Genomic DNA, 20,070 nt, shown 5'->3' with positions numbered 1-20,070 from the left:
CGCCACATTGCCCTCCCCGAGCAGCACGTCATTGAGCTGTGAGTGATGGAGCCGTGATCGGTCGAACCGTGATTGTCGCTGGTGCCCAGTGGGCGAATCTCAGCATGGATTGGCACTCCGGGCCAAGAGCTCAGGTGAACGAATTCACAATCGGCCCGGTCAGGGCGGCGGCGGGCCGCCTGCGGGGGCCCGCACGGGGCCGGTCCGCCGAACGGGTGCGGGCCGGCGTACCACCGCTCGGGGGAAGCGCGCGCGGCGGACCGTCATACGTGCGGGTGATCCCGGCCGGCGTCGCGCCGGTGTGAGCGGCTCGGCGCCGCCCCGGGCCTGCGCGCGGCTCCTCGGCCCCGGCGCCGGTGATCTCCCTGGCCGGAAACGATCCCTGCCCCGCCCCGTCGAGGTGCCTCCTCCGCCCGTGCTAGCTCATCCTCAGAGCGAGGAAGAAGTCCAGCTTGTCCTCCAGACGCGAAAGGTCACGACCCGTCAGTTGCTCGATCCTGCCCACCCGGTAGCGCAGGGTGTTCACGTGCAGATGCAGCCGGGCCGCGCAGCGCGTCCACGAACCGTCGCAGTCGAGGAACGCTTCGAGGGTGGGGATGAGTTCCGCCCGGTGCCTCCGGTCGTAGTCCCGGAGCGGGTCGAGCAGCCGCGCGGTGAACGCCCGGCGCACGTCGTCCGGCACGAACGGCAGCAGCAGTACGTGCGACGCCAGCTCGTGATGGCCCGCCGCGCAGACCCGGCCGGGCCGGGCGGCCGCCACCCGGCGGGCGTGCCGGGCCTCCTCCAGCGCCCCGCGCAGCCCCTCGGCCGAGTGCACGGCCGCGCTGACACCCAGTGTCAGCCGCCCGTCGTCGGCGAGACCCCCGGAGAGCGGCTCGCGCACGGCCTCCAGGAGCACGTCGGCGTGCAGCCCCGTACGGGCGGCCGGAGCGGGACCGTCCTCGGCCGCCTCGCCGTCGTCGTCCGGCGCGACCGCCGGCAGCGGTACGAGCGCGATCGCCTCGTCGCCCGCGTGGGCCACCGCGATCCGGTCCGAGGAGTCGGAACCGGCCACCGCCGGGTCGACCAGTATTTCCTCCAGGAGCGTCTGGGCCACGGGCCCGGACTGGATCGCGGCGGCCGAGCCGACCGGTCCGCCGGCCCCGCCCGGCCCGCCTTCCAGCCAGTCGACGCGCGCCACGACGACCTGCCAGTGCGGCGCCGAGCCCAGGCCGGGCAGCAGCACCGGCGCGGCCACCCGCAGGCGGGCCGCGATCTCGGCGGGGGCGGCGCCCGTCTGCACCAGTTCCAGGACCTCCTGGGCGAGGCGGCGGCGCACGGTGCGGGCCGCGTCGCGCCGGTCCCGTTCGACGGCGATCAGCTGCGTCACCCCTTGCAGCAGGTCCAAACGGGCGGCGGGCCAGTCGCCCGCGTCCGCCTCCACCGCCAGCAGCCAGTCCGACAGCACGCTCTCGCGCACGTCCCGGGAGGCGGCCACGGCGGCGCGCCCGCCGCTCCTGATCGGGAACAGCGAGTACGTCGTGCCGTGCACGGCGGCCCGGTGCGGGGCCCGGCGGCCCGTGCGGCTCGCGGCCAGGTGCTCGCCGGCGAGGACGGGCCCCACGGCGGGCGGCAGCGGGTCGCCCGCGCCCGCGATCTGCCGTCCGGTGGGCGAGAGCACCCAGGCGCGCAGGTCCAGGTCGGAGGTCAGCAGGTCCAGGACCACCTCGGGGCCGCCGCCCGTCGGGCCGGACGTCATCAGCCTGCGGTGCCGGTCGACGACCGCCGCCAGGTCGCCGGCCCGCTCGCCGGAGACCTGGCGCACCACGTGCTCGGTGATGGTCGCGAAGGCGACGGCCTCGCTGACCGCGAAGAGCGGCAGCCGGTGGCGTACACACGCCTCGACCAGGTCGTTCGGGATCGCGCCGAGCTCCGCCTCGCCCGCCGCGAGGCCGACGACGCCCGCGCTCGCCAGGATGCGCACGAACGGCTCGGAGTCGTGCGCGTCACGCCGCCAGGCCAGGCCGGTGAGCACCAGCTCACCGCCGGACAGATACCGGCTGGGGTCCCGCAGGTCGGTGGTCATCACACCGCGCACGGTGCGGTCCAGTTCGTCGTCGCCGCCGAGCAGCCGCAGGCCCAGCGCGTCGGTCTCGAGCAGTGCGCGCAGCCGCATGGGTGTTCGCCGCCGATCTGTCTCTTGGTGTGAATGGATGGTGAGGGCGGATCAAGCACGGGTGCTTGTTGTTTCCGGAGGAAAGCGGTGGGGCGAGTGGGTCCCGCCTTTCGTTCGAATCTACAAGACGTGAGCGGGCACCAGCCAACTCCTTCATGGTTTCGGTGACTGCACCAGGCGGAGCCCCGGAGGTGTACTTGGGCCAAGCCACGTGAACAGCAGATGAACGCCCCAGCGCGACCCAGAACGGCTTGCAGGAACCGGGTCGACAGCAGGCGGTTGGCCGTCTCCAGCCCCAGCGATACGCGAACCACCCGATTGAGAAGAAGAGAGCCTCATGGACTTCCTTCGCCCCGCCAGCTGGGAGGAGGCGCTCGCCGCCAAGGCCGAGCACCCCACGGCTGTGCCCATCGCGGGCGGCACCGATGTGATGGTCGAGATCAACTTCGACCACCGCCGCCCCGAGTACCTCCTGGATCTGAACCGCATCGGCGAACTGCGCGAGTGGGAGGTCGGCGAGGAGAAGGTGCTGCTCGGCGCCTCCGTCCCGTACACCCAGATCATGGACCACCTCCGGGCGGAACTGCCGGGCCTCGCGCTCGCCGCCCACACCGTCGGATCGCCCCAGATCCGCAACCGCGGCTCTGTCGGCGGAAACCTCGGCGCCGCTTCCCCCGCCGGTGACTCGCACCCCGCCCTGCTCTCCGCGGGCGCCGAGGTCGAGGCCGAGTCGGTGCGCGGCACGCGCCTCATCCCGGTCGAGGAGTTCTACACCGGGGTCAAGCGCAACGCGCTGGAGCCGGACGAGCTGATCAAGCGCGTCCACATCAAGAAGGCCGACGGCCCCCAGCAGTTCTCCAAGGTGGGCACCCGCAACGCCATGGTCATCGCGGTCTGCGCGTTCGGCATCGCGCTGCACCCCGAGACCCGCACGGTCAAGACCGGCATCGGATCGGCCGCCCCCACCCCGCTGCGCGCCCGCGCGGCCGAGGACTTCCTGAACGCCGCGCTCGAAGAAGGCGGATTCTGGGAGAGCGGGAAGATCATCACCCCCTCGATCGCCAAGCAGTTCGCGGAGCTCGCCTCCGGCGCCTGCAACCCGATCGACGACGTGCGCGGCACCGCGAAGTACCGCCGCCACGCGGTCGGGATCATGGCCCGCCGCACGCTGGGCTGGACCTGGGAGCAGTACCGCGGCACCGGCCGCACGCTTGAAGGAGCTGCATAGCAATGCGCGTGAATTTCACGGTCAACGGCCGTAAGCAGGAAGCGGACGACGTCTGGGAGGGCGAGAGCCTGCTCTACGTCCTGCGCGAGCGCATGGGCCTGCCCGGTTCCAAGAACGCGTGCGAGCAGGGCGAGTGCGGCTCCTGTACGGTCCGCCTCGACGGCGTCCCCGTCTGCGCCTGTCTCGTCGCCGCCGGCCAGGTCGAGGGCCGCGAGGTCGTCACGGTCGAGGGCCTCGCCGACTTCGCCAAGCAGCGCGAAGAGGGCTGCGCGACCGGCGCCTGCGGTGGCGGCGGTACGTCGCTCCAGGCGGCGCAGCAGTGGAGCGCCAAGGGAACCGACTCGCAGACCGGCGAGGGCGAGGCGCTCGCCCCCATCCAGCAGGCGTTCATCGACGCCGGCGCGGTTCAGTGCGGTTTCTGCACCCCGGGTCTGCTGGTCGCGGCCGACGAGCTCCTCGAGCGCAACGCCGAGCCGTCCGACTCGGACATCCGCGAGGCGCTCTCGGGCAACCTGTGCCGCTGCACCGGTTACGAGAAGATCCTGGACGCGGTGCGCCTCGCGGCCGCCCGCCAGGACCGCCAGGGACTCCAGGAAGGCGCGGTCTGATCATGGGCGTCACAGGTACCCCCACCAGCATCAACCAGGGGTCGAAGACCAAGGGCGGCATCGGTGAGTCGACGCTCCGCCCCGACGGCACCCTGAAGGTCACCGGCGAGTTCGCGTACTCCTCGGACATGTGGCACGAGGACATGCTCTGGGGCTACACGCTCCGCTCGACCACGGCGCACGCCGAGATCCGGTCGATCGACACGTCCGAGGCGCTCGCCATGTCCGGTGTCTACGCCGTGCTGACGTACGAGGACCTCCCGACGGACGTCAAGAACTACGGCCTGGAGATCCAGGACACCCCGGTTCTCGCCAACGGCAAGGTCCGCCACCACGGCGAGCCGGTCGCCATCGTCGCCGCCGACCACCCGGAGACGGCGCGCCGCGCCGCCGCCAAGATCAAGGTCGACTACGCCGAGCTGCCCGTCATCACCGACGAGGCGTCGGCCACCGCGCCCGACGCGCTGCTGATCCACGAGGGCCGCGACGACCACCACATCGGTCACGTCCCGCACCCGAACATCGTGCACCGCCAGCCGATCGTCCGCGGCAACGCCGACGAGGCCGCCAAGCGGGCCGACGTCATCGTCTCCGGCGAGTACGTCTTCGGCATGCAGGACCAGGCGTTCCTCGGCCCCGAGTCCGGCATGGCCGTACCCGGTGAGGACGGCGGCGTCGACCTGTACGTCGCCACCCAGTGGCTGCACTCGGACCTCAAGCAGATCGCCCCCGTCCTCGGCCTGCCCGAGGAGAAGGTCCGCATGACGCTCTCCGGCGTCGGCGGCGCCTTCGGCGGCCGCGAGGACATCTCGATGCAGATCCACGCCTGCCTGCTCGCCCTGCGCACCGGCAAGCCGGTCAAGATCGTCTACAACCGGTTCGAGTCCTTCTTCGGCCACGTGCACCGCCACCCGGCGAAGCTCTGGTACGAGCACGGCGCGACCAAGGACGGCAAGCTCACGCACATGAAGTGCCGGATCGTGCTGGACGGCGGCGCCTACGCGTCGGCCTCCCCGGCGGTCGTCGGCAACGCCTCGTCGCTGAGCGCCGGCCCGTACGTCATCGAGAACGTCGACATCGAGGCCATCGCGCTCTACACGAACAACCCGCCCTGCGGCGCCATGCGCGGCTTCGGCGCGGTCCAGGCGTGCTTCGCGTACGAGGCGCAGATGGACAAGCTCGCGGCGAAGCTCGACATGGACCCGGTGGAGTTCCGCAGGCTCAACGCCATGGAGCAGGGCACGCTCCTGCCGACCGGCCAGCCGTGCGACTCGCCGGCGCCCGTCGCCGAGCTGCTGCGCCGCGTCAAGGCCATGCCGCTGCCGCCCGAGCAGCAGTGGCTGGCGGCCGGCGAGCAGGCCGACGTACGCGCCCTGCCCGGCGGTCTGTCGAACACCACGCACGGCGAAGGCGTCGTACGCGGCATCGGCTACGCGGTCGGCATCAAGAACGTCGGCTTCTCCGAGGGCTTCGACGACTACTCCACCGCCCGGGTGCGCATGGAGGTCATCAACGGCGAGCCGGTCGCCACCGTGCACACCGCGATGGCGGAGGTCGGCCAGGGCGGTGTCACCGTCCACGCGCAGATCGCCCGTACCGAGCTCGGCGTCGCGCAGGTGACCATCCACCCGGCCGACACCCAGGTCGGCTCGGCGGGCTCCACGTCCGCCTCCCGCCAGACGTACGTCACCGGCGGCGCGGTCAAGAACACCTGCGAGAACGTCCGCGAGAAGGTCCTGGAGATCGGCCGCGCGAAGTTCGGCTCCTACCACCCCGCCTGGGCCACCGCCGAGCTGCTGCTCGAAGGCGGCAAGGTCGTCACCGACGGCGGTGAGGTACTGGCCGACCTGGTCGACGTACTCGAGGACGAGTCGGTCGACCTGGAGCTGGAGTGGCGCCACCGGCCCACCGAGGCGTTCGACCTGAGGACCGGACAGGGCAACGGCCACGTCCAGTACTCGTTCGCCGCGCACCGCGCGGTCGTCGAGGTGGACACCGAGCTCGGCCTCGTGAAGGTCGTCGAGCTGGCCTGCGCGCAGGACGTCGGCAAGGCGCTCAACCCGCTGTCCGTCGTCGGCCAGATCCAGGGTGGCACCACCCAGGGCCTGGGCGTCGCGGTCATGGAGGAGATCATCGTCGACCCGAAGACCGCGAAGGTGCGCAACCCCTCCTTCACGGACTACCTGATCCCCACCATCCTCGACACGCCGACGATCCCCGTCGACGTGCTCGAACTGGCCGATGAACACGCGCCGTACGGTCTGCGCGGCATCGGCGAGGCCCCCACACTCTCGTCGACCCCGGCCGTCCTCGCGGCGATCCGGAACGCGACGGGTCTGGAACTCAACAGGACGCCGGTGCGGCCCGAGCACCTCACCGGTACCTGATCCCCGAGTTCCGCCGAAAGCTCCCCGGGCGGTGCCGTGCCTCCAAGGAACGTCACACTTCCCCGCCTGACACCGCCCGGGGTCTTCGAACACCGCACCGCTCGCGGTCACAGCACCACCGGCAACAACCGCTCACCGCACCACCGCTCAACCCAGGAAGAATCCCCGTTCGTCTCGGGCCGTCCCCCGGGTCGTGCAGCCCTCGCAGCATCCCAAATCCCGCGTTTCCAATCTCCATGCGGGTGCCCCTTTGAACCTTGGGAGACAGGCACCATGACCCAGCAGTCCACAGAGCCGACGACCACGGCGGAAGACGCCGGCGCGGGAACGCGCCAGCCCGCCGGCCGGTCCTGGCTCGACCGGTACTTCCACATAACCGACAGAGGATCCACCGTCGCGACGGAGGTCCGCGGCGGCATCACCACCTTCATGGCGATGGCGTACATCCTCCTGCTCAACCCGCTGATCCTCGGCGGCAAGGACGTGGCGGGCAATGTCCTCAGCCAGCCCGCCCTCATCACCGCGACTGCTCTCGCCGCTGCCGTGACCACCCTGCTCATGGGCTTCTGGGGCAAGGTCCCGCTGGCTCTCGCGGCCGGTCTCAGCGTCTCCGGTGTGCTCGCCTCGCAGGTCATCCAGGTCATGACCTGGCCGCAGGCCATGGCCATGTGCGTGGCCTACGGCGCGGTGATCTGCCTCCTGGTGGTCACCGGTCTGCGCGAGCTGATCATGAACGCGATCCCGCTCGCCCTCAAGCACGGCATCACCATGGGCATCGGCCTCTTCATCGCGCTGATCGGCCTGGTCAAGGCTGGCTTCGTGCACGAGAACCCCGCCCCGGGCGGCGGCCCCGTGTCCCTCGGCCCGGCAGGTGAACTGGCCGGCTGGCCCGTCCTGATCTTCGCGGTCACCCTGCTGCTGATCTTCGCCCTCCAGGCCCGCAACATCCCCGGCGCCATCCTGATCGGAATCGTCGCCGGCACCGTCATCGCGGCCATCCTCAACGCGATCGCCGACATCCCGGGCAAGGCCTGGTTCTCCGGCGCCCCCGAGCTGGAGGGCAGCGCGGTCTCCGCGCCCGACTTCTCGCTGATCGGCGACGTGTCCTTCAGCGGCCTCGGCGACGTCGGCTACATCACCGTCACCATGATCGTCTTCACCCTGGTGCTGGCCGGCTTCTTCGACGCCATGGCCACCATCATCGGTGTCGGCAGCGAGGCCAAGCTCGCCGACGACAAGGGCCGCATGCCGGGCCTGTCCAAGGCGCTCTTCATCGACGGCGCCGGCGGCGTCATCGGCGGCGGGGTCGGCGGCTCGGGCCAGACGGTCTTCGTCGAGTCGGCGACCGGCGTCGGCGAGGGCGCCCGTACGGGTCTCGCCTCCGTGGTCACCGGCGCGTTCTTCGCGGCCTGCCTCTTCTTCACCCCGCTCACCGCGATCGTGCCCCAGGAAGTCGCTGCCGCGGCCCTGGTGGTCATCGGCGCGATGATGATGCAGAACGCCAGGCACGTCGACTGGAGCGACCGCGCCGTCGCCATCCCGGTGTTCCTCACCGTGGTCCTGATGCCGTTCACCTACACCATCACCACGGGTGTGGCCGCCGGTGTCATCTCCTACGCCGTCATCAAGGTGGCGCAGGGCAAGGCCCGCGAGGTGAGCGCCTTCATGTGGGGCCTGACCGCGATCTTCGTCGTGTACTTCGCGATCCACCCCATCGAGTCCTGGCTCGGCGTCGGTTAGCCCCGCGCCCGCCCTCCGCACCCCGTAAGGAGACAGTCATGCTGGACATCGCCGAAGAGCTCAACCGGTGGGTCGAGCAGGGTCGTGAGTTCGCCGTGGCCACGGTCGTGGCGACGCACGGCAGTTCGCCCCGGCAGCCGGGAGCGGCCCTCGCGGTCGACTCCGAAGGCACGGCGATCGGCTCTGTCTCGGGTGGGTGTGTGGAGGGCGCGGTGTACGAACTGTGCCGGCAGGCTCTGGAGGACGGCCACACTGTCCTGGAGAGCTTCGGCTACAGCGACGAGGACGCGTTCGCCGTGGGCCTGACCTGCGGCGGCGTGATCGACATCCTCGTCACCCCGGTACGCGCGGACTCTCCCGGCGGGGAGGTGTTCGCGGCAGCGCTGGCCACCGCCGCATGTGGGGATGCGGCGGCGGTCGCGCGGATCACCGACGGGCCGGCCGACGTCATGGGCCGCGCCCTGCTCGTCCGCCCCGACGGTTCGTACGAGGGCGCCCTCGGCGGGCACCCCGAGCTGGACCGTACGGCGGCGGGCGAGGCCCGTGCCATGCTCGACGCCGGACGCACCGGCACCGTCCTCATCGGCGAGGACGGCTCACGCTGCGGCCGGCCGCTGACGCTCCTCGTCGAGTCGAGCGTCCCCGCCCCGCGCATGATCGTCTTCGGGGCCATCGACTTCGCCTCCGCGCTGGTGCGCGTCGGCAAATTCCTGAACTACCACGTGACCGTGTGCGACGCGCGGCCCGTCTTCGCCACCGCCGCCCGCTTCCCCGAGGCCGACGAGATCGTCGTCGACTGGCCGCACCGCTACCTGGAGTCGACCGAGGTCGACGGCCGTACGGTGCTCTGCGTCCTCACCCACGACGCGAAGTTCGACGTACCCCTCCTGGAGCAGGCGCTGCGCCTTCCGGTCGCGTACGTCGGCGCGATGGGCTCCCGCCGCACGCACGAGGACCGCAACCGGCGGCTGCGGGACGTGGGCGTCACCGAGCTCGAACTCGCCAGGCTGCGCAGCCCCATCGGCCTCGACCTCGGCGCGCGCACGCCCGAGGAGACCGCGCTGTCCATCGCCGCGGAGATCGTCGCGGCCCGGCGCGGCGGCAGCGGCGCGTCGCTCACCGGCGCGCACACCCCGATCCACCACGAGGGTCCCCGGACACCGGCCGGCCGGATAGGTTCCGTCGCCTGACGGCGCCGCGGACGTACAGTGTCCGCCGTGAGCGACCTTCGCCGTACGCGCGTCTCGGCGGCCCTGGCCGCCGGCGCGACCCTGTGCGCCGGGCTCGGCGTCCGGGGCGCCGCGCACGGCGACGTCGCCGAGTACGCAGGGGACGCGCTCTACACCGTCCTGCTGTGCACGCTCGTCGTCCTGCTCGCGCCCGCCTCCCGGGCGCCGGTGGCCGCCGGCGTCGGCCTCGCGCTGAGCTGGGCGGTCGAATGCGCCCAGCTCACCGGCGTACCCGCCGCGCTCGCCGAGCGCAGCGTCCTCGCGCGGCTCGTACTCGGCTCGACCTTCAACGCGCCCGACCTGTTCTGGTACGCGGCCGGTGCGGGCCTCTTCCTGCTCATACGCACCGTGGTTCCCCGGCCGGGCGGCCCGCGCCCCGCTTAGCGACGCGGCCCCGCCCGGACGCCCTTCCGGCCGATTCCGGTGCGCGCCGCGTTCCGACGACCGGATCCGTTTCGAACCCTCGCATTCGACGAGGTCGCGCCCGGCAGAGGTGGGAGCGCTCCCACCAGCCGGCGCGCCCGCGATCCAGGAGTGAACCGTGCCCCACAGACGACCGATCCTGCACACGGCCCTTCCGCTCGCCCTGACCACCGGCCTCGCGTCCGCGCTGCTCCTCGGCTCGCCGCCGGCCCTCGCCACCGAGGACCCGGTCGACGCCGTCACCACCGGCCTCTACGCGCCCCGGGCCAACCCGGCGGCGTACCGCCAGGCCGACGAACTGGAGGGCGCGAAGCATTCGCGCGAGGCGGCCGGGCTGCGGGCCATGGCCCGTACCCCGCACGCCGTCTGGCTGGCGGGCCGCACGCCGGACGAGGTCCGCAAGGAGACGCGCCGTGTCGTGCGCGACGCCGCCCGCCGCGGGACGACCCCCACCCTCGTCCTCTACAACGTCCCCGGCCGCGACTGCTCCCTGTACTCGGCGGGCGGCCTGCGCGACACCACCGCCTACCGGGCCTGGGTCGGCGCGGTGGCGGAGGGCATCGGCCGCGGTCGCGCGCTGGTCGTGATCGAACCGGACGCGCTCGCGCTGGTGCCGGCGGACTGCCCGGACGGCGACGCGAAGGGCGCCGGGGGCGGGAAGGACGCGAAGGAGACCGAGCGCGTCAAGGCCGTCAAGACGGCCGCCCGCTACGCCCAGGTCACCGAGGCCGTCACCACCCTCGGCACGCTGCCCCGCACGAAGGTGTACGTCGACGCCGGGCACCCGGCCTGGCACACCGTGGACAGCATCGTGCCCCGGCTGATCAAGGGCGGGGTGGCGCAGGCCACGGGCTTCGCCGTGAACGTCTCCAACTACGGCACCGACGAGGCCAACTCCTGGTACGGCAGGCTCGTCTCGTCCTGCCTCGCCTACGTCGACAAGGGCGGCAAGGCGTCCGCCTGCCCCACCCAGAAATGGAAGCGTGCCGACGCGCGGCGCTGGCTCGACCGTCACGTCCCGCTCGACCCGGCCCGCATGAAGCACTTCGTCACCGACACCAGCCGCAACGGGCAGGGGCCCTGGACCCCGCCCGCCGGCAGGTACCGCGACGCGCAGGACTGGTGCAACCCGCCGGGGCGCGGCCTCGGCGTCCGCCCGACGACCCGCACCGGCGACCCGCTCAACGACGCCAACCTCTGGATCAAGACGCCGGGCGAGTCCGACGGTGCGTGCCTGCGCGGCACGAAGGGCCCCAAGGACCCCGAGCGCGGCACGATCGACCCGAAGGCGGGCGTCTGGTTCCCGCAGCAGGCGCTGGAACTGGTCCGGCTCGCGAACCCGGCGATCATGCCGCCGGAGAACCGGATGCCCGGACGCGGGAGCGAAGGCGTCTCCACGGGCTGACCCGCGGCCGCGCGCTGAGTGTGCCGGCGCAGCGACATTCGTAGGTCCGGTCTCAGGTGCGGATGCTTTCTCCCTTCGATCATGAAAATGGGAAAGAATCCGCACCCTTCCCCAAGTGCCGGCCCGGTGCCCGCGAACACCGGTCGTACATCGGCGGCACGGGAGCCTGTCCGTGCGGTGGCGGGACAAGTCTCCGGGTTTGAATATCCTGTCTGTCCCATTTCGGGAGGCGGGCATACCGTGGAGACATGGGCAGCAATGAGCGTGAGACCGAAACGCCGGCCCGGCACGTCTGTCAGGTCTGCAAGCACCCCGTCACCTCCGAGATACAACGGCACAAGTCCCTCGGGGTCTTCGTGCCCGTCTGGCGCCCCGGCCCGTGCCGCAACCCCGACTGCGCGGCGTACGGACCGGAGGCGGAGGGCGAGCACCGGACGTCGTCCGAACGCCGCCGCGCGTGACACCGGCCGCGCCGTCTGCTCGGCGCCGGTCCGGGGCGTGGGCGGAGGCCTGCGGCGTCAGGCGTACAAGCGGGACAGGCTCTGGAGCACCGCGGCCGGTTCGCCGGACGCGACCGGGACCTGCGCCTGTTCGACGCCATGTGGCCGATGACCGCCGTGCCCGTCTTCGGCTTCCCCGCCGTCACGGTCCCGTCGCCCTCGGCGACGGCCCTCTGAGCACGCAGCTCATCGGAGGGCGCTTCGAGGAGGAAGCCGTTCTCGACGCCGCACAGGCGATCGAGGACCGCACACCGGTGATGTGCGTGTGGTCGTGAGCGCCGGCGCCGGCCGCGCCGGCCCTCGATCCGCCGGTCACGGGTTTGGGTCCGGCCGCGAGTGGCACTCGGGCAGCCGACCGTCCCAGTGAGAAGGTGCGATGCATGGTGGACCTCTTCCGGCGTACACGCTCGGCCTATTCCCGCTCCGAGTACCGCCACCTCGGTGGCTACGCGGCGGCCACGGCGGCCTACTGCGGTTTCGCGGCGGCCTGGGCGACGGCCGTCCGCAGGAGCGGACGGCCGTTGCCGGACAGGGCCGCTCCGGCCGACGTGGCGCTGACCTCGGTGGCGACGTTCCGGCTCAGCCGCCTGCTGACCAAGGCGTCCGTGACCAGTCCGCTGCGGGCGCCGTTCACGGAGTACGAGGGCCCGCAGGGACCGGCCGAGCTGGCGGAGAAGCCGCGTGAGGGAGCGCGGAAAACGGCCGGCGAGCTGCTGACCTGCCCCTTCTGCATGAGCGTGTGGGTGGGGACCGCGCTGACCGCGAGCCATGTGCTCTGGCCGCGGCCCACCCGCGTCGTGGTGGCCGCCCTGGCCGCCGTGGCCGGGGCGGACGCGCTGCAGCTGTCCTACAGCGCGCTCATGAAGGCGGCCACCGAGGACTGAGGGCACCCCCGCGGTCTACGACAGCTGGCCGCCGTAGTCGGGGAGTTTGAACGTCCTCTCGGCGTGGCCGCCCACCAGGTCGCTGGTGTTGTTGCCGATGTTGGCGATGATCGTGTAGCCCTTGGCCTCGATCTTGGCCCGCATGTCGGTCTTGTACGCGCTGACCTCCTCGAAGAGGTCGGGCAGGCTGCGTGCGTACAGCCCCGCGACCGGATAGCCGACCCTCTCCAGGTTGTACTCCGTCAGCGAGTGGATGATGCCGGGCCGGGCGGTGACGAAGAAGACGTCCACGCCGCGCGAGTCGGCGAAGCGGCTGAGGTCGCGGACCGGTGCGACCGCCGGCGTCGGGTAGTCCCAGAAGTCGTGGAACGCCGTCTCCAGCGAGGTGTTGTCGATGTCGAGGACGATCGCCCGCTTCTCGGCGGACGGCTGCGAGGTCCGCTGCTCCAGGTAGGGGCGGGCGGTCGCGACGACGGCGGCCACGTCGCGCTGCCACGTCCGGTAGTCGACGGCCAGGAGCTGCGCGGAGGACGTGGCCCGGGTCTCGAGCGCGGGTCCCTGTGGACGAGCCGAGGCGGCCGGCGCCGTGAGGGTGACGGCGGTGACCGCGGACAGGACCAGCGCGGTCACGGTCGCGGCGGCCCGTGTTCTCCATTCGCCTGTACGCATGGGGGGTGCTCCTTCGAGTCACGGCGCACGGATGGCCCGTCCCTCCCCGGGGAGGACCGAGCTATTGGCATGTACGCGCCCAATGATGGAGCGTCCGGGATGATGCCTCTACTGGTCGGTAGCATGATTCTTCGCCCGCCCCCCGGTCGCGCTGGCGCTCCGCCGGATGCCGGCGCCGCCCGTCGCCCCTTCCCACCGGCCGGTGCCGTGTGCGGTGAGCCGGCCGAAATCGGTGACCACGGGCGCGAGTTCGCCGCGCAGCCACAGCGGCAGCTGGTCGCGTCGGTGGGCGCCCGGGATGCCGCGGGCGCCCAGGGGGACGATCCAGAGGCTGTTCCCGCGGTCGGAGAGATCCCAGACGTACCGGGCGGACGGGCCGCGTGCGCTGAGGTCGGTGACGCCGGGGATGCTCGACGTGGCCAGGACGCAGTCGTGGTCGCCGCCCAGTCCGGGCCACGGTTCGTCCTCGGCTGCTGGCAGCGCCTGGCAGGGCGCGAGGCGGTGGAGCTCGCCCCACTGAGCCGGTTGCTCCGCGGCGATCTCGTCCAGGGCGGAGCGGACGTGTCCCGGGAGGTCGAGGCCGGGAAGCCGGTCGGTGGTCAGCAGGGTCTCCAGTGCGAAGGCGACCTTCGAGGTGAGCGTCAGCCAGGGTGCGAAGACCGCGGGGTACGGCAGAGGGATGGCGAGGGCCGCCAGCTGCGGGGCTGCCGCGATCCGGCGGGTGACGGCCGAGCGCAGGCGCGCGTAGTCCGCGGCGGCGGTGCTGTCGGCGTCCATGTGGCGGTCCCAGGACAGCAGACGTTCCCTGACGCGCTCGGCGCCGGGGCCGAGCGCGCCGAGCAGCGCCACCTGCTCCAGCAGCGGCCCGGCGGCCGCGAGGTGGGTGTCCATGTGCACGGCCGCCATGTCGGCGGCCGCCCAGTCCCGTGACGCGCGCAGCAGGGCGTCGATGCGCGGTGCGGCGGGGCGAACTCGACCCCGAGGGGGGCGGCGATGCCCCGGGCGTTCGCCATCACGGCGACGCCGTCGACCGGGGCGCGGGGCGTGTCGACGCGACCGTCCCAGTCGTGACCCGGCTGCCAGGCGGGCACGACCCGCAGCCAGTTGTCGCGGTGCCGGGAGGGTACGTATCCGGCCACCCGGTGCAGCAGCCCGCCGGACGAGTCGGCGGCGTGCACGACGTTGACGGGTTCGATCCAGCGGTCGAGAGCCCGGTCCACGTCCGCGACCGTGCGGGCCCTCAGCAGGTCGGGGAGCACGTCGAACCCGAGGTCCGAGGTGACGCGCGGCGGGTAGCGCAGGCTGATTCCCCCGGGAAGGCCCGTCGGTTCCGCACCCGGGCCCGGCTCCTCGTCGAGGCCGTCGACGATGAGGGGACCGCGTTCCGTCTCGACCACGTCGATCTCGACCGGTTCACCTCCCGCGACCTGGACGGTCTCCCGGTGACGGGCCGCCGGCCGCCACCCGTCGGGCCCCAGCGCCTCGATGCCGCCGCCCGCCCGGCGCAGCCGCTCCCGGTACAGGTCGTGGTAGTCGGACATGGCATTGGTGATGGCCCAGGCCACCGTCCCGGCGTGACCGAAGTGGGCGATCCCGGGGACGCCGGGAACGGCGAAGCCCACGACGTCGAACTCCGGGCAGGACAGGTGGATCTGCTGGTAGAAACCGGGATCCTGGATGAAGCGGTGCGGGTCGCCCGCGATGAGCGGCGCGCCGGCGGCCGTGCGGTCGCCCGAGACCATCCAGCCGTTGGACCCCGCGGTGCCGGGATCGTCCGTGGCGAACAGCTCGACGGCGTCGTCGCCGAGCCGCCGGGCGACCTCCTCGCGCCACAGCTTGGTCGGGAAACCCGCGAACAGGATGTGGTGGGCGAGCCAGACGCCCAGGGGGGTCCACCGCTCCCACGGCTGCGGGGCGAGCCCGGTCTCCGCGAACTGGGGAGCGGCCTCCGCGCCCCGCTCCAGGCCCGCGTTCACCCCGTCGACGTACGCCGACACCCATGCCGCGGTGGACTCGTCGAGCTGGTCGAAGCAGCGCCGTGCGGTGTCGTCGAGCCGGGCCCGGCGGGCGAACACGTCCCACGGGACGGCGTCCGCGCCGAGGAACGAGGCGGTGGTGCCCCGGGAGCGGTGCCGCTCGACCTCGATCTGCCAGGCGCGGTCCGACGCGGCGTTCTCCCCCTGACCGTAAGCCAGTTGCAAGGGGTCGGACGCCCGGAGATGCGGAATGCCCCAGGCGTCCCGGTAGGTGGTGACCGTCATCGTCTCTCCGTCTCTCCGCACCCGCGCTCGACATGATTTAGGTTAGCCTAAGCTAAGCTCCCAACTGGCCCAGTGAGCAGCTCTGTTGTACGGGCCGCACAAGCCTTGCTCCGTCCAGCGGTGCCGCGCGACCTGGTGCTCGGCGGGGTCGGCACGCGCCGCATGGCGATCCAGCAGGCACAACCCCGGCCGGTCGGCGGCCGGCATCGGGCAGGTGCGAGGAGAGACGGAGAACATGACGGTACGGGTCGCGGTGGCCGGCGCGAGCGGCTACGCCGGAGGGGAGATCCTGCGGCTGCTGGTGACACATCCCGACGTGGAGATCGGGGTGGCCGCCGCCCACAGCAGCGCCGGCCGCACGCTCGGCGAGGTGCAGCCCCACCTGGCCGCTCTCGCGGACCGGGTGCTCGTGGACAGCGCGCCGGCGTCGCTCGACGGGCACGACGTGGTCTTCCTGGCCCTGCCGCACGGCCGGTCGGCGCCGCTCGCGGCCCGGTTGGGGCCCGAGACGCTGATCGTGGACTGCGGCGCGGACTTCCGGCTGCGTGACGCGGCCGACTGGGAGCGGTTCTACGGCTCGCCCCATGCCGGCGCCTGGCCGTACGGCCTGCCCGAACTTCCTGGTGCACGAGCTGAGTTGAAGGGCTCCACCCGGGTGGCCGTGCCCGGCTGCTATCCGACCGCGGTGACCCTGGCGCTGTACCCGGCCTTCGCCGCGGGCCTGGTGGAGCCCGAGGCCGTGATCGTCGCGGCGAGCGGGGCGTCGGGGGCGGGCCGTGCGGCCAAGCCGCACCTGCTCGGCTCCGAGGTGATGGGCTCCATGAGCCCGTACGGAGTCGGAGGCGGCCACCGGCACACACCGGAGCTGACGCAGAACCTGTCGCGGGTGGCCGGTGAGCGGGTGACCGTCTCGTTCACCCCGACGCTGGCGCCGATGGCCCGGGGCATTCTCGCCACCTGCTCGGCGCGGGTGCGCCCGGGAGCCGCCGCCGGTCCGCGCGAGGTGCGGGCGGCGTACGAAGCCGCGTACGCCGACGAGCCGTTCGTCCGGCTGCTGCCGGACGGCCAGTGGCCGTCGACCTCCGCCGTACTCGGCTCCAACACCACGCAGGTGCAGGTGGCGTTGGACGAAGGGGCCGGCCGCCTGATCTGCGTGAGCGCTATCGACAACCTGACGAAGGGCACCGCCGGTGGCGCGGTGCAGAGCATGAACGTCGCCCTGGGCCTGCCGGAGGGGCTGGGCCTGCCCACGAATGGAGTGGCTCCGTGACCGTGACCGCTGCACAGGGATTCCTCGCGAGCGGTGTGGCCGCCGGCATCAAGGAATCCGGTGATCCCGATCTGGCGCTGGTGGTGAACCGCGGTCCGTCGCGAGCGGCGGCCGGCGTGTTCACCTCCAACCGGGTCCAGGCCGCCCCCGTCCGCTGGTCCCGGCGGGTGCTGGCGGACGGCCGGATCTCCGGGGTCGTCCTCAACTCCGGCGGCGCCAACGCGTGCACGGGGCAGGCGGGCGCCGTCGACGCCCGGCTGATGGCCGAGCACACGGCGCGGGCCGTGGGAGTGGACGCGCGCGAGATCGCGGTGTGCTCCACGGGGCTCATCGGCGTTCTGCTGCCGATGGACCGGGTCACGGCGGGGATCGAGACCGCCGCCGCGCGGCTGACGCCCACGGGGGGCCAGAACGCGGCCGTGGCGATCAAGACGACGGACTCGGTGCACAAGACGGCGGTGGTCTCCGGCCCCGGCTGGACGGTCGGCGGCATGGCGAAGGGCGCGGGCATGCTCGCTCCCGGCCTGGCCACCATGCTCGTGGTGCTCACGACCGACGCCGACGTGAGCACTCCGGCGCTCGACTCCGCGCTGCGGGAGGCGGTCCGTACCACCTTCGACCGGGTGGACTCGGACGGCTGCATGTCCACCAACGACACCGTTCTGCTGCTCGCCTCGGGCGCCTCGGGGGTGACACCGGCCCCGGGCGACTTCGCGGAGGCGGTGCACGCGGTCTGCCGGGACCTGGCACGGCAGTTGATCGCCGACGCGGAGGGCGCGTCGAAGGAGATCGAGGTGGAGGTCGTCGGTGCGGAGTCGGAGGACGACGCGGTGGCCGTGGGCCGGTCCGTGGCCAGGAACAACCTGCTCAAATGCGCTCTGCACGGCGAGGACCCGAACTGGGGCAGGGTGCTGTCGGCGATCGGCACGACGGACGCGGTGTTCGACCCCGACCGTCTGGACGTGGCCGTCAACGGTGTGTGGGTGTGCCGGGACGGCGCGGCGGGCGAGTCCCGCGACAAGGTCGACCTGTCGGGGCGCCGCGTCACCGTCACGGTCGACCTGCGCGCGGGTGACGCGTCGGCGGTGATCTGGACCAACGACCTCACGGCCGAGTACGTCCACGAGAACAGCGCGTACAGCTCATGACCGGGGCCGCGGCACCGCACGGGGAGCCACGGGGCGCGTCCCGCGCGCGTAAGGGCGCCGAGGAGACTTCCCGGCCGGCGGGATTCCGGAGCCGGACGGTCCTGATCAAGTTCGGCGGCAACGCCATGGTCGACGAGGACTTGAAGCGGTCGTTCGCCCAGGACGTGGTGGAGCTCCGGCGGGCGGGGCTGCATCCGGTCGTCGTGCACGGCGGTGGCCCGCAGATCAGCGCGCTGCTCGACCTGCTCGGTCTCGACGTCCGCTTCGAGCAGGGACTGCGGGTGACCACCCCGGAGATCATGGACGTGGTCCGCATGGTGCTGACGGGCCGGGTCCAGCGGGAGCTGGTGGGCCTCATCAACCGCCACGGGCCGTTCGCGGTGGGGATGACGGGCGAGGACGCGCACACCATGACGGCCGTGCGGCGGCCGGCCTGGGTGGACGGCGAGCCGGTGGACATCGGGCTGGTCGGTGACGTCGTCGCCGTCGACCCGGCCACCGTACGGGCCCTGCTGGAGCAGGGCCGTATCCCGGTGGTCTCGCCGGTGGCGCGGGGGACGGACGGACAGGTCTACAACATCAACGCCGACCTCGCGGCGTCGGCGCTGGCGGTGGCCCTCGACGCGGAGAAGCTGGTGATGCTCACCGACGTCGAGGGGCTGTACGCGAACTGGCCGCACAGCCCCGAGGTGATCGCGCATCTGACGGCCGGGGAGCTGGAGAAACTGCTGCCGGAACTGGCGAGCGGGATGCTGCCCAAGATGGAAGGGTGCCTGCGGGCCGTCCGGGCGGGCGTGCGCAAGGCGCACGTGCTCGACGGCCGGGTGCCGCACTCGGTGGTGCGGGCCGTCTCCGGCGACGGCGCCGGCACCACCGTGGTTCCGGATCTGGAAGAGGACGACGCATGACCACCGGCCAGGCCGAAGGGTTTTCGCCCGCCACGGGGGAGGGCGGCCGGGGGCTCAGGGACCGCTGGAGTTCCGTGATGATGGACACCTACGGCACTCCGCCCCTGGCCCTGGTGCGGGGGGAGGGCAGCACCGTGTGGGACGAGTCCGGCCGGGCGTACCTCGACTTCACCGGCGGGATCGCCGTCAACACCCTCGGGCACGCGCACCCCGTCGTGGTCTCGGCGGTGAGTGACCAGATCGGCCGCCTCGGCCACGTCTCCAATCTCTACGTCAGCGCACCCCCGGTCGCGCTGGCCGAGCGGCTGCTGCGGCTGATGGGAAGGCCGGGACGGGTGTTCTTCGCGAACTCCGGTACGGAGGCGATCGAGGCGGCGTTCAAGATCGCCCGCCGAACCGGGCGGCCGCACCTGGTCGCGACCCGGGGCGGCTTCCACGGCCGGACCATGGGAGCGCTGGCCCTCACCGGGCAGCCCGCCAAACGCGAACCGTTCGTGCCGCTGCCCGGCGAGGTGACTCATGTGCCGTTCGGTGACGCGGCGGCGCTGCGTGCGGCGGTCACCGGGGAGACGGCGGCCGTCTTCGTGGAACCCGTCCAGGGCGAGGCCGGCGTGGTCCCCGCCCCTGAGGGGTACTTGCGGGCCGCCCGTGAGATCACCCGCGCCACCGGCACGCTGCTGGTGCTGGACGAGGTCCAGACCGGGATCGGCCGCACCGGCCGCTGGTTCGCCCATCAGGCGGAGGAAGGCGCCGACCCGGACGTGGTGACCCTGGCCAAGGGACTGGGCGGGGGGCTGCCGATCGGCGCGACGGTGGCGTTCGGCGCCGCGGCCGGCCTGCTGGGACCGGGCCAGCACGGCTCGACGTTCGGCGGCAATCCGGTGGCCTGTGCGGCAGGGTCGGCCGTACTCGCGACCATCGAGGCGGAAGGGCTGCTGGCCCACGTCACCCGGATGGGCGCGCACGTGCGGCGCGGGATCGAGGATCTGAGGCACCCCCGCATCAGCCATGTACGCGGCGCGGGGCTGCTGCTCGGTGTCGTCCTGCGCGCACCCGTCGCACCGCGCGTACAGCGGGCGGCGCAGGACGCGGGGTTCCTCGTCAATGCCGCGGGCCCCACGACGGTGCGCCTGGCCCCGGCGCTGACGGTGGCCGAGGAGCAGGTGGACGAGCTGCTCGCGGCGCTGCCGGGAATCCTCGACGCGTCGGACGCCTGAGAACGGCACAGCGCACGGAGCGTGGTCGTCCCCCTACT

General features: G+C 72.5%; 15 protein-coding genes and 1 pseudogene. 13 read left to right on the top strand and 3 right to left on the bottom strand.

What is annotated here, in order from left to right:
* Positions 1–418 precede the first annotated feature (418 nt).
* A complete protein-coding gene (locus AC07FK_RS03325) occupies positions 419–2,155 on the bottom strand; it encodes a PucR family transcriptional regulator (protein ID WP_479102065.1) in 1,737 nt (578 codons plus the stop codon).
* Positions 2,156–2,492: 337 nt separating this feature from the next.
* Here AC07FK_RS03325 and AC07FK_RS03320 point away from each other — a divergent pair, with 337 nt between their 5' ends.
* From AC07FK_RS03320 to AC07FK_RS03280, 9 genes are all read left to right on the top strand, one after another.
* A complete protein-coding gene (locus AC07FK_RS03320) occupies positions 2,493–3,383 on the top strand; it encodes an FAD binding domain-containing protein (RefSeq protein WP_479102063.1) in 891 nt (296 codons plus the stop codon).
* 2 nt (positions 3,384–3,385) lie between these two features.
* Positions 3,386–3,991, top strand: a complete 606-nt coding sequence (locus AC07FK_RS03315; RefSeq protein ID WP_479102061.1) for a (2Fe-2S)-binding protein — start codon at positions 3,386–3,388, stop codon at positions 3,989–3,991.
* 2 nt (positions 3,992–3,993) lie between these two features.
* On the top strand, positions 3,994–6,378 hold the full coding sequence (locus AC07FK_RS03310) for a xanthine dehydrogenase family protein molybdopterin-binding subunit (RefSeq protein WP_479102059.1): 2,385 nt from the start codon (positions 3,994–3,996) through the stop codon (positions 6,376–6,378).
* Positions 6,379–6,651: 273 nt separating this feature from the next.
* The gene (locus AC07FK_RS03305) at positions 6,652–8,118 is read left to right on the top strand and encodes an NCS2 family permease (RefSeq protein ID WP_479102057.1); all 1,467 of its coding nucleotides are present in this window, start codon (positions 6,652–6,654) and stop codon (positions 8,116–8,118) included.
* 38 nt (positions 8,119–8,156) lie between these two features.
* Entirely contained in the window at positions 8,157–9,308 is a 1,152-nt protein-coding gene (locus tag AC07FK_RS03300; protein WP_479102055.1) for an XdhC family protein, read from the top strand.
* A 27-nt stretch (positions 9,309–9,335) separates the two neighbouring features.
* A complete protein-coding gene (locus tag AC07FK_RS03295; protein WP_479102053.1) occupies positions 9,336–9,731 on the top strand; it encodes a ribosomal maturation YjgA family protein in 396 nt (131 codons plus the stop codon).
* A 157-nt stretch (positions 9,732–9,888) separates the two neighbouring features.
* Positions 9,889–11,175: a glycoside hydrolase family 6 protein gene (locus AC07FK_RS03290; RefSeq protein ID WP_479102051.1), complete on the top strand. Its 1,287-nt coding sequence runs from the start codon at positions 9,889–9,891 to the stop codon at positions 11,173–11,175.
* Positions 11,176–11,423: 248 nt separating this feature from the next.
* Entirely contained in the window at positions 11,424–11,636 is a 213-nt protein-coding gene (locus AC07FK_RS03285; protein ID WP_479102049.1) for a hypothetical protein, read from the top strand.
* Positions 11,637–12,055: 419 nt separating this feature from the next.
* Positions 12,056–12,559 (top strand): DUF1360 domain-containing protein, encoded by a 504-nt coding sequence (locus tag AC07FK_RS03280; RefSeq protein WP_479102047.1) that lies wholly within the window; start codon positions 12,056–12,058, stop codon positions 12,557–12,559.
* 15 nt (positions 12,560–12,574) lie between these two features.
* On the opposite strand, the gene AC07FK_RS03275 is transcribed toward AC07FK_RS03280, so the two are convergent.
* On the bottom strand, positions 12,575–13,228 hold the full coding sequence (locus AC07FK_RS03275) for an HAD family acid phosphatase (RefSeq protein ID WP_479102045.1): 654 nt from the start codon (positions 13,226–13,228) through the stop codon (positions 12,575–12,577).
* A gap of 108 nt (positions 13,229–13,336) precedes the next feature.
* Positions 13,337–15,489: pseudogene (locus AC07FK_RS03270) on the bottom strand (penicillin acylase family protein).
* 235 nt (positions 15,490–15,724) lie between these two features.
* Here AC07FK_RS03270 and argC point away from each other — a divergent pair.
* Genes argC through AC07FK_RS03250 form a run of 4 tightly spaced genes read left to right on the top strand, consistent with a single transcriptional unit; the run spans position 15,725 to position 20,032 of the window.
* A complete protein-coding gene (gene argC, locus AC07FK_RS03265) occupies positions 15,725–16,759 on the top strand; it encodes an N-acetyl-gamma-glutamyl-phosphate reductase (RefSeq protein WP_479102043.1) in 1,035 nt (344 codons plus the stop codon).
* Complete coding sequence (gene argJ, locus AC07FK_RS03260) at positions 16,756–17,907, top strand: bifunctional glutamate N-acetyltransferase/amino-acid acetyltransferase ArgJ (protein ID WP_479102041.1); 1,152 nt, start codon at positions 16,756–16,758, stop codon at positions 17,905–17,907. The genes argC and argJ overlap by 4 nt, the downstream gene beginning before the upstream one ends.
* On the top strand, positions 17,904–18,815 hold the full coding sequence (argB, locus tag AC07FK_RS03255) for an acetylglutamate kinase (RefSeq protein ID WP_479102039.1): 912 nt from the start codon (positions 17,904–17,906) through the stop codon (positions 18,813–18,815). Before argJ ends, argB begins: the two co-directional genes overlap by 4 nt.
* Positions 18,812–20,032, top strand: a complete 1,221-nt coding sequence (locus AC07FK_RS03250; protein ID WP_479102037.1) for an acetylornithine transaminase — start codon at positions 18,812–18,814, stop codon at positions 20,030–20,032. Before argB ends, AC07FK_RS03250 begins: the two co-directional genes overlap by 4 nt.
* Positions 20,033–20,070: the final 38 nt, after the last annotated feature.

This window comes from Streptomyces sp. NPDC046122 (assembly GCF_056429965.1).
Note: the sequence above shows the minus strand (reverse complement) of the source record. Positions and strands in the feature narration are given on the sequence as shown.

Coding starts and splice junctions, on each gene's coding strand:
- AC07FK_RS03325 (WP_479102065.1), bottom strand. CDS start 2,155: ATGCGGCTGCGCGCACTGCTCGAGACCGACGCGCTGGGCCTGCGGCTG.
- AC07FK_RS03320 (WP_479102063.1), top strand. CDS start 2,493: ATGGACTTCCTTCGCCCCGCCAGCTGGGAGGAGGCGCTCGCCGCCAAG.
- AC07FK_RS03315 (WP_479102061.1), top strand. CDS start 3,386: ATGCGCGTGAATTTCACGGTCAACGGCCGTAAGCAGGAAGCGGACGAC.
- AC07FK_RS03310 (WP_479102059.1), top strand. CDS start 3,994: ATGGGCGTCACAGGTACCCCCACCAGCATCAACCAGGGGTCGAAGACC.
- AC07FK_RS03305 (WP_479102057.1), top strand. CDS start 6,652: ATGACCCAGCAGTCCACAGAGCCGACGACCACGGCGGAAGACGCCGGC.
- AC07FK_RS03300 (WP_479102055.1), top strand. CDS start 8,157: ATGCTGGACATCGCCGAAGAGCTCAACCGGTGGGTCGAGCAGGGTCGT.
- AC07FK_RS03285 (WP_479102049.1), top strand. CDS start 11,424: ATGGGCAGCAATGAGCGTGAGACCGAAACGCCGGCCCGGCACGTCTGT.
- AC07FK_RS03280 (WP_479102047.1), top strand. CDS start 12,056: ATGGTGGACCTCTTCCGGCGTACACGCTCGGCCTATTCCCGCTCCGAG.
- AC07FK_RS03275 (WP_479102045.1), bottom strand. CDS start 13,228: ATGCGTACAGGCGAATGGAGAACACGGGCCGCCGCGACCGTGACCGCG.
- argC (WP_479102043.1), top strand. CDS start 15,725: ATGACGGTACGGGTCGCGGTGGCCGGCGCGAGCGGCTACGCCGGAGGG.
- argB (WP_479102039.1), top strand. CDS start 17,904: ATGACCGGGGCCGCGGCACCGCACGGGGAGCCACGGGGCGCGTCCCGC.
- AC07FK_RS03250 (WP_479102037.1), top strand. CDS start 18,812: ATGACCACCGGCCAGGCCGAAGGGTTTTCGCCCGCCACGGGGGAGGGC.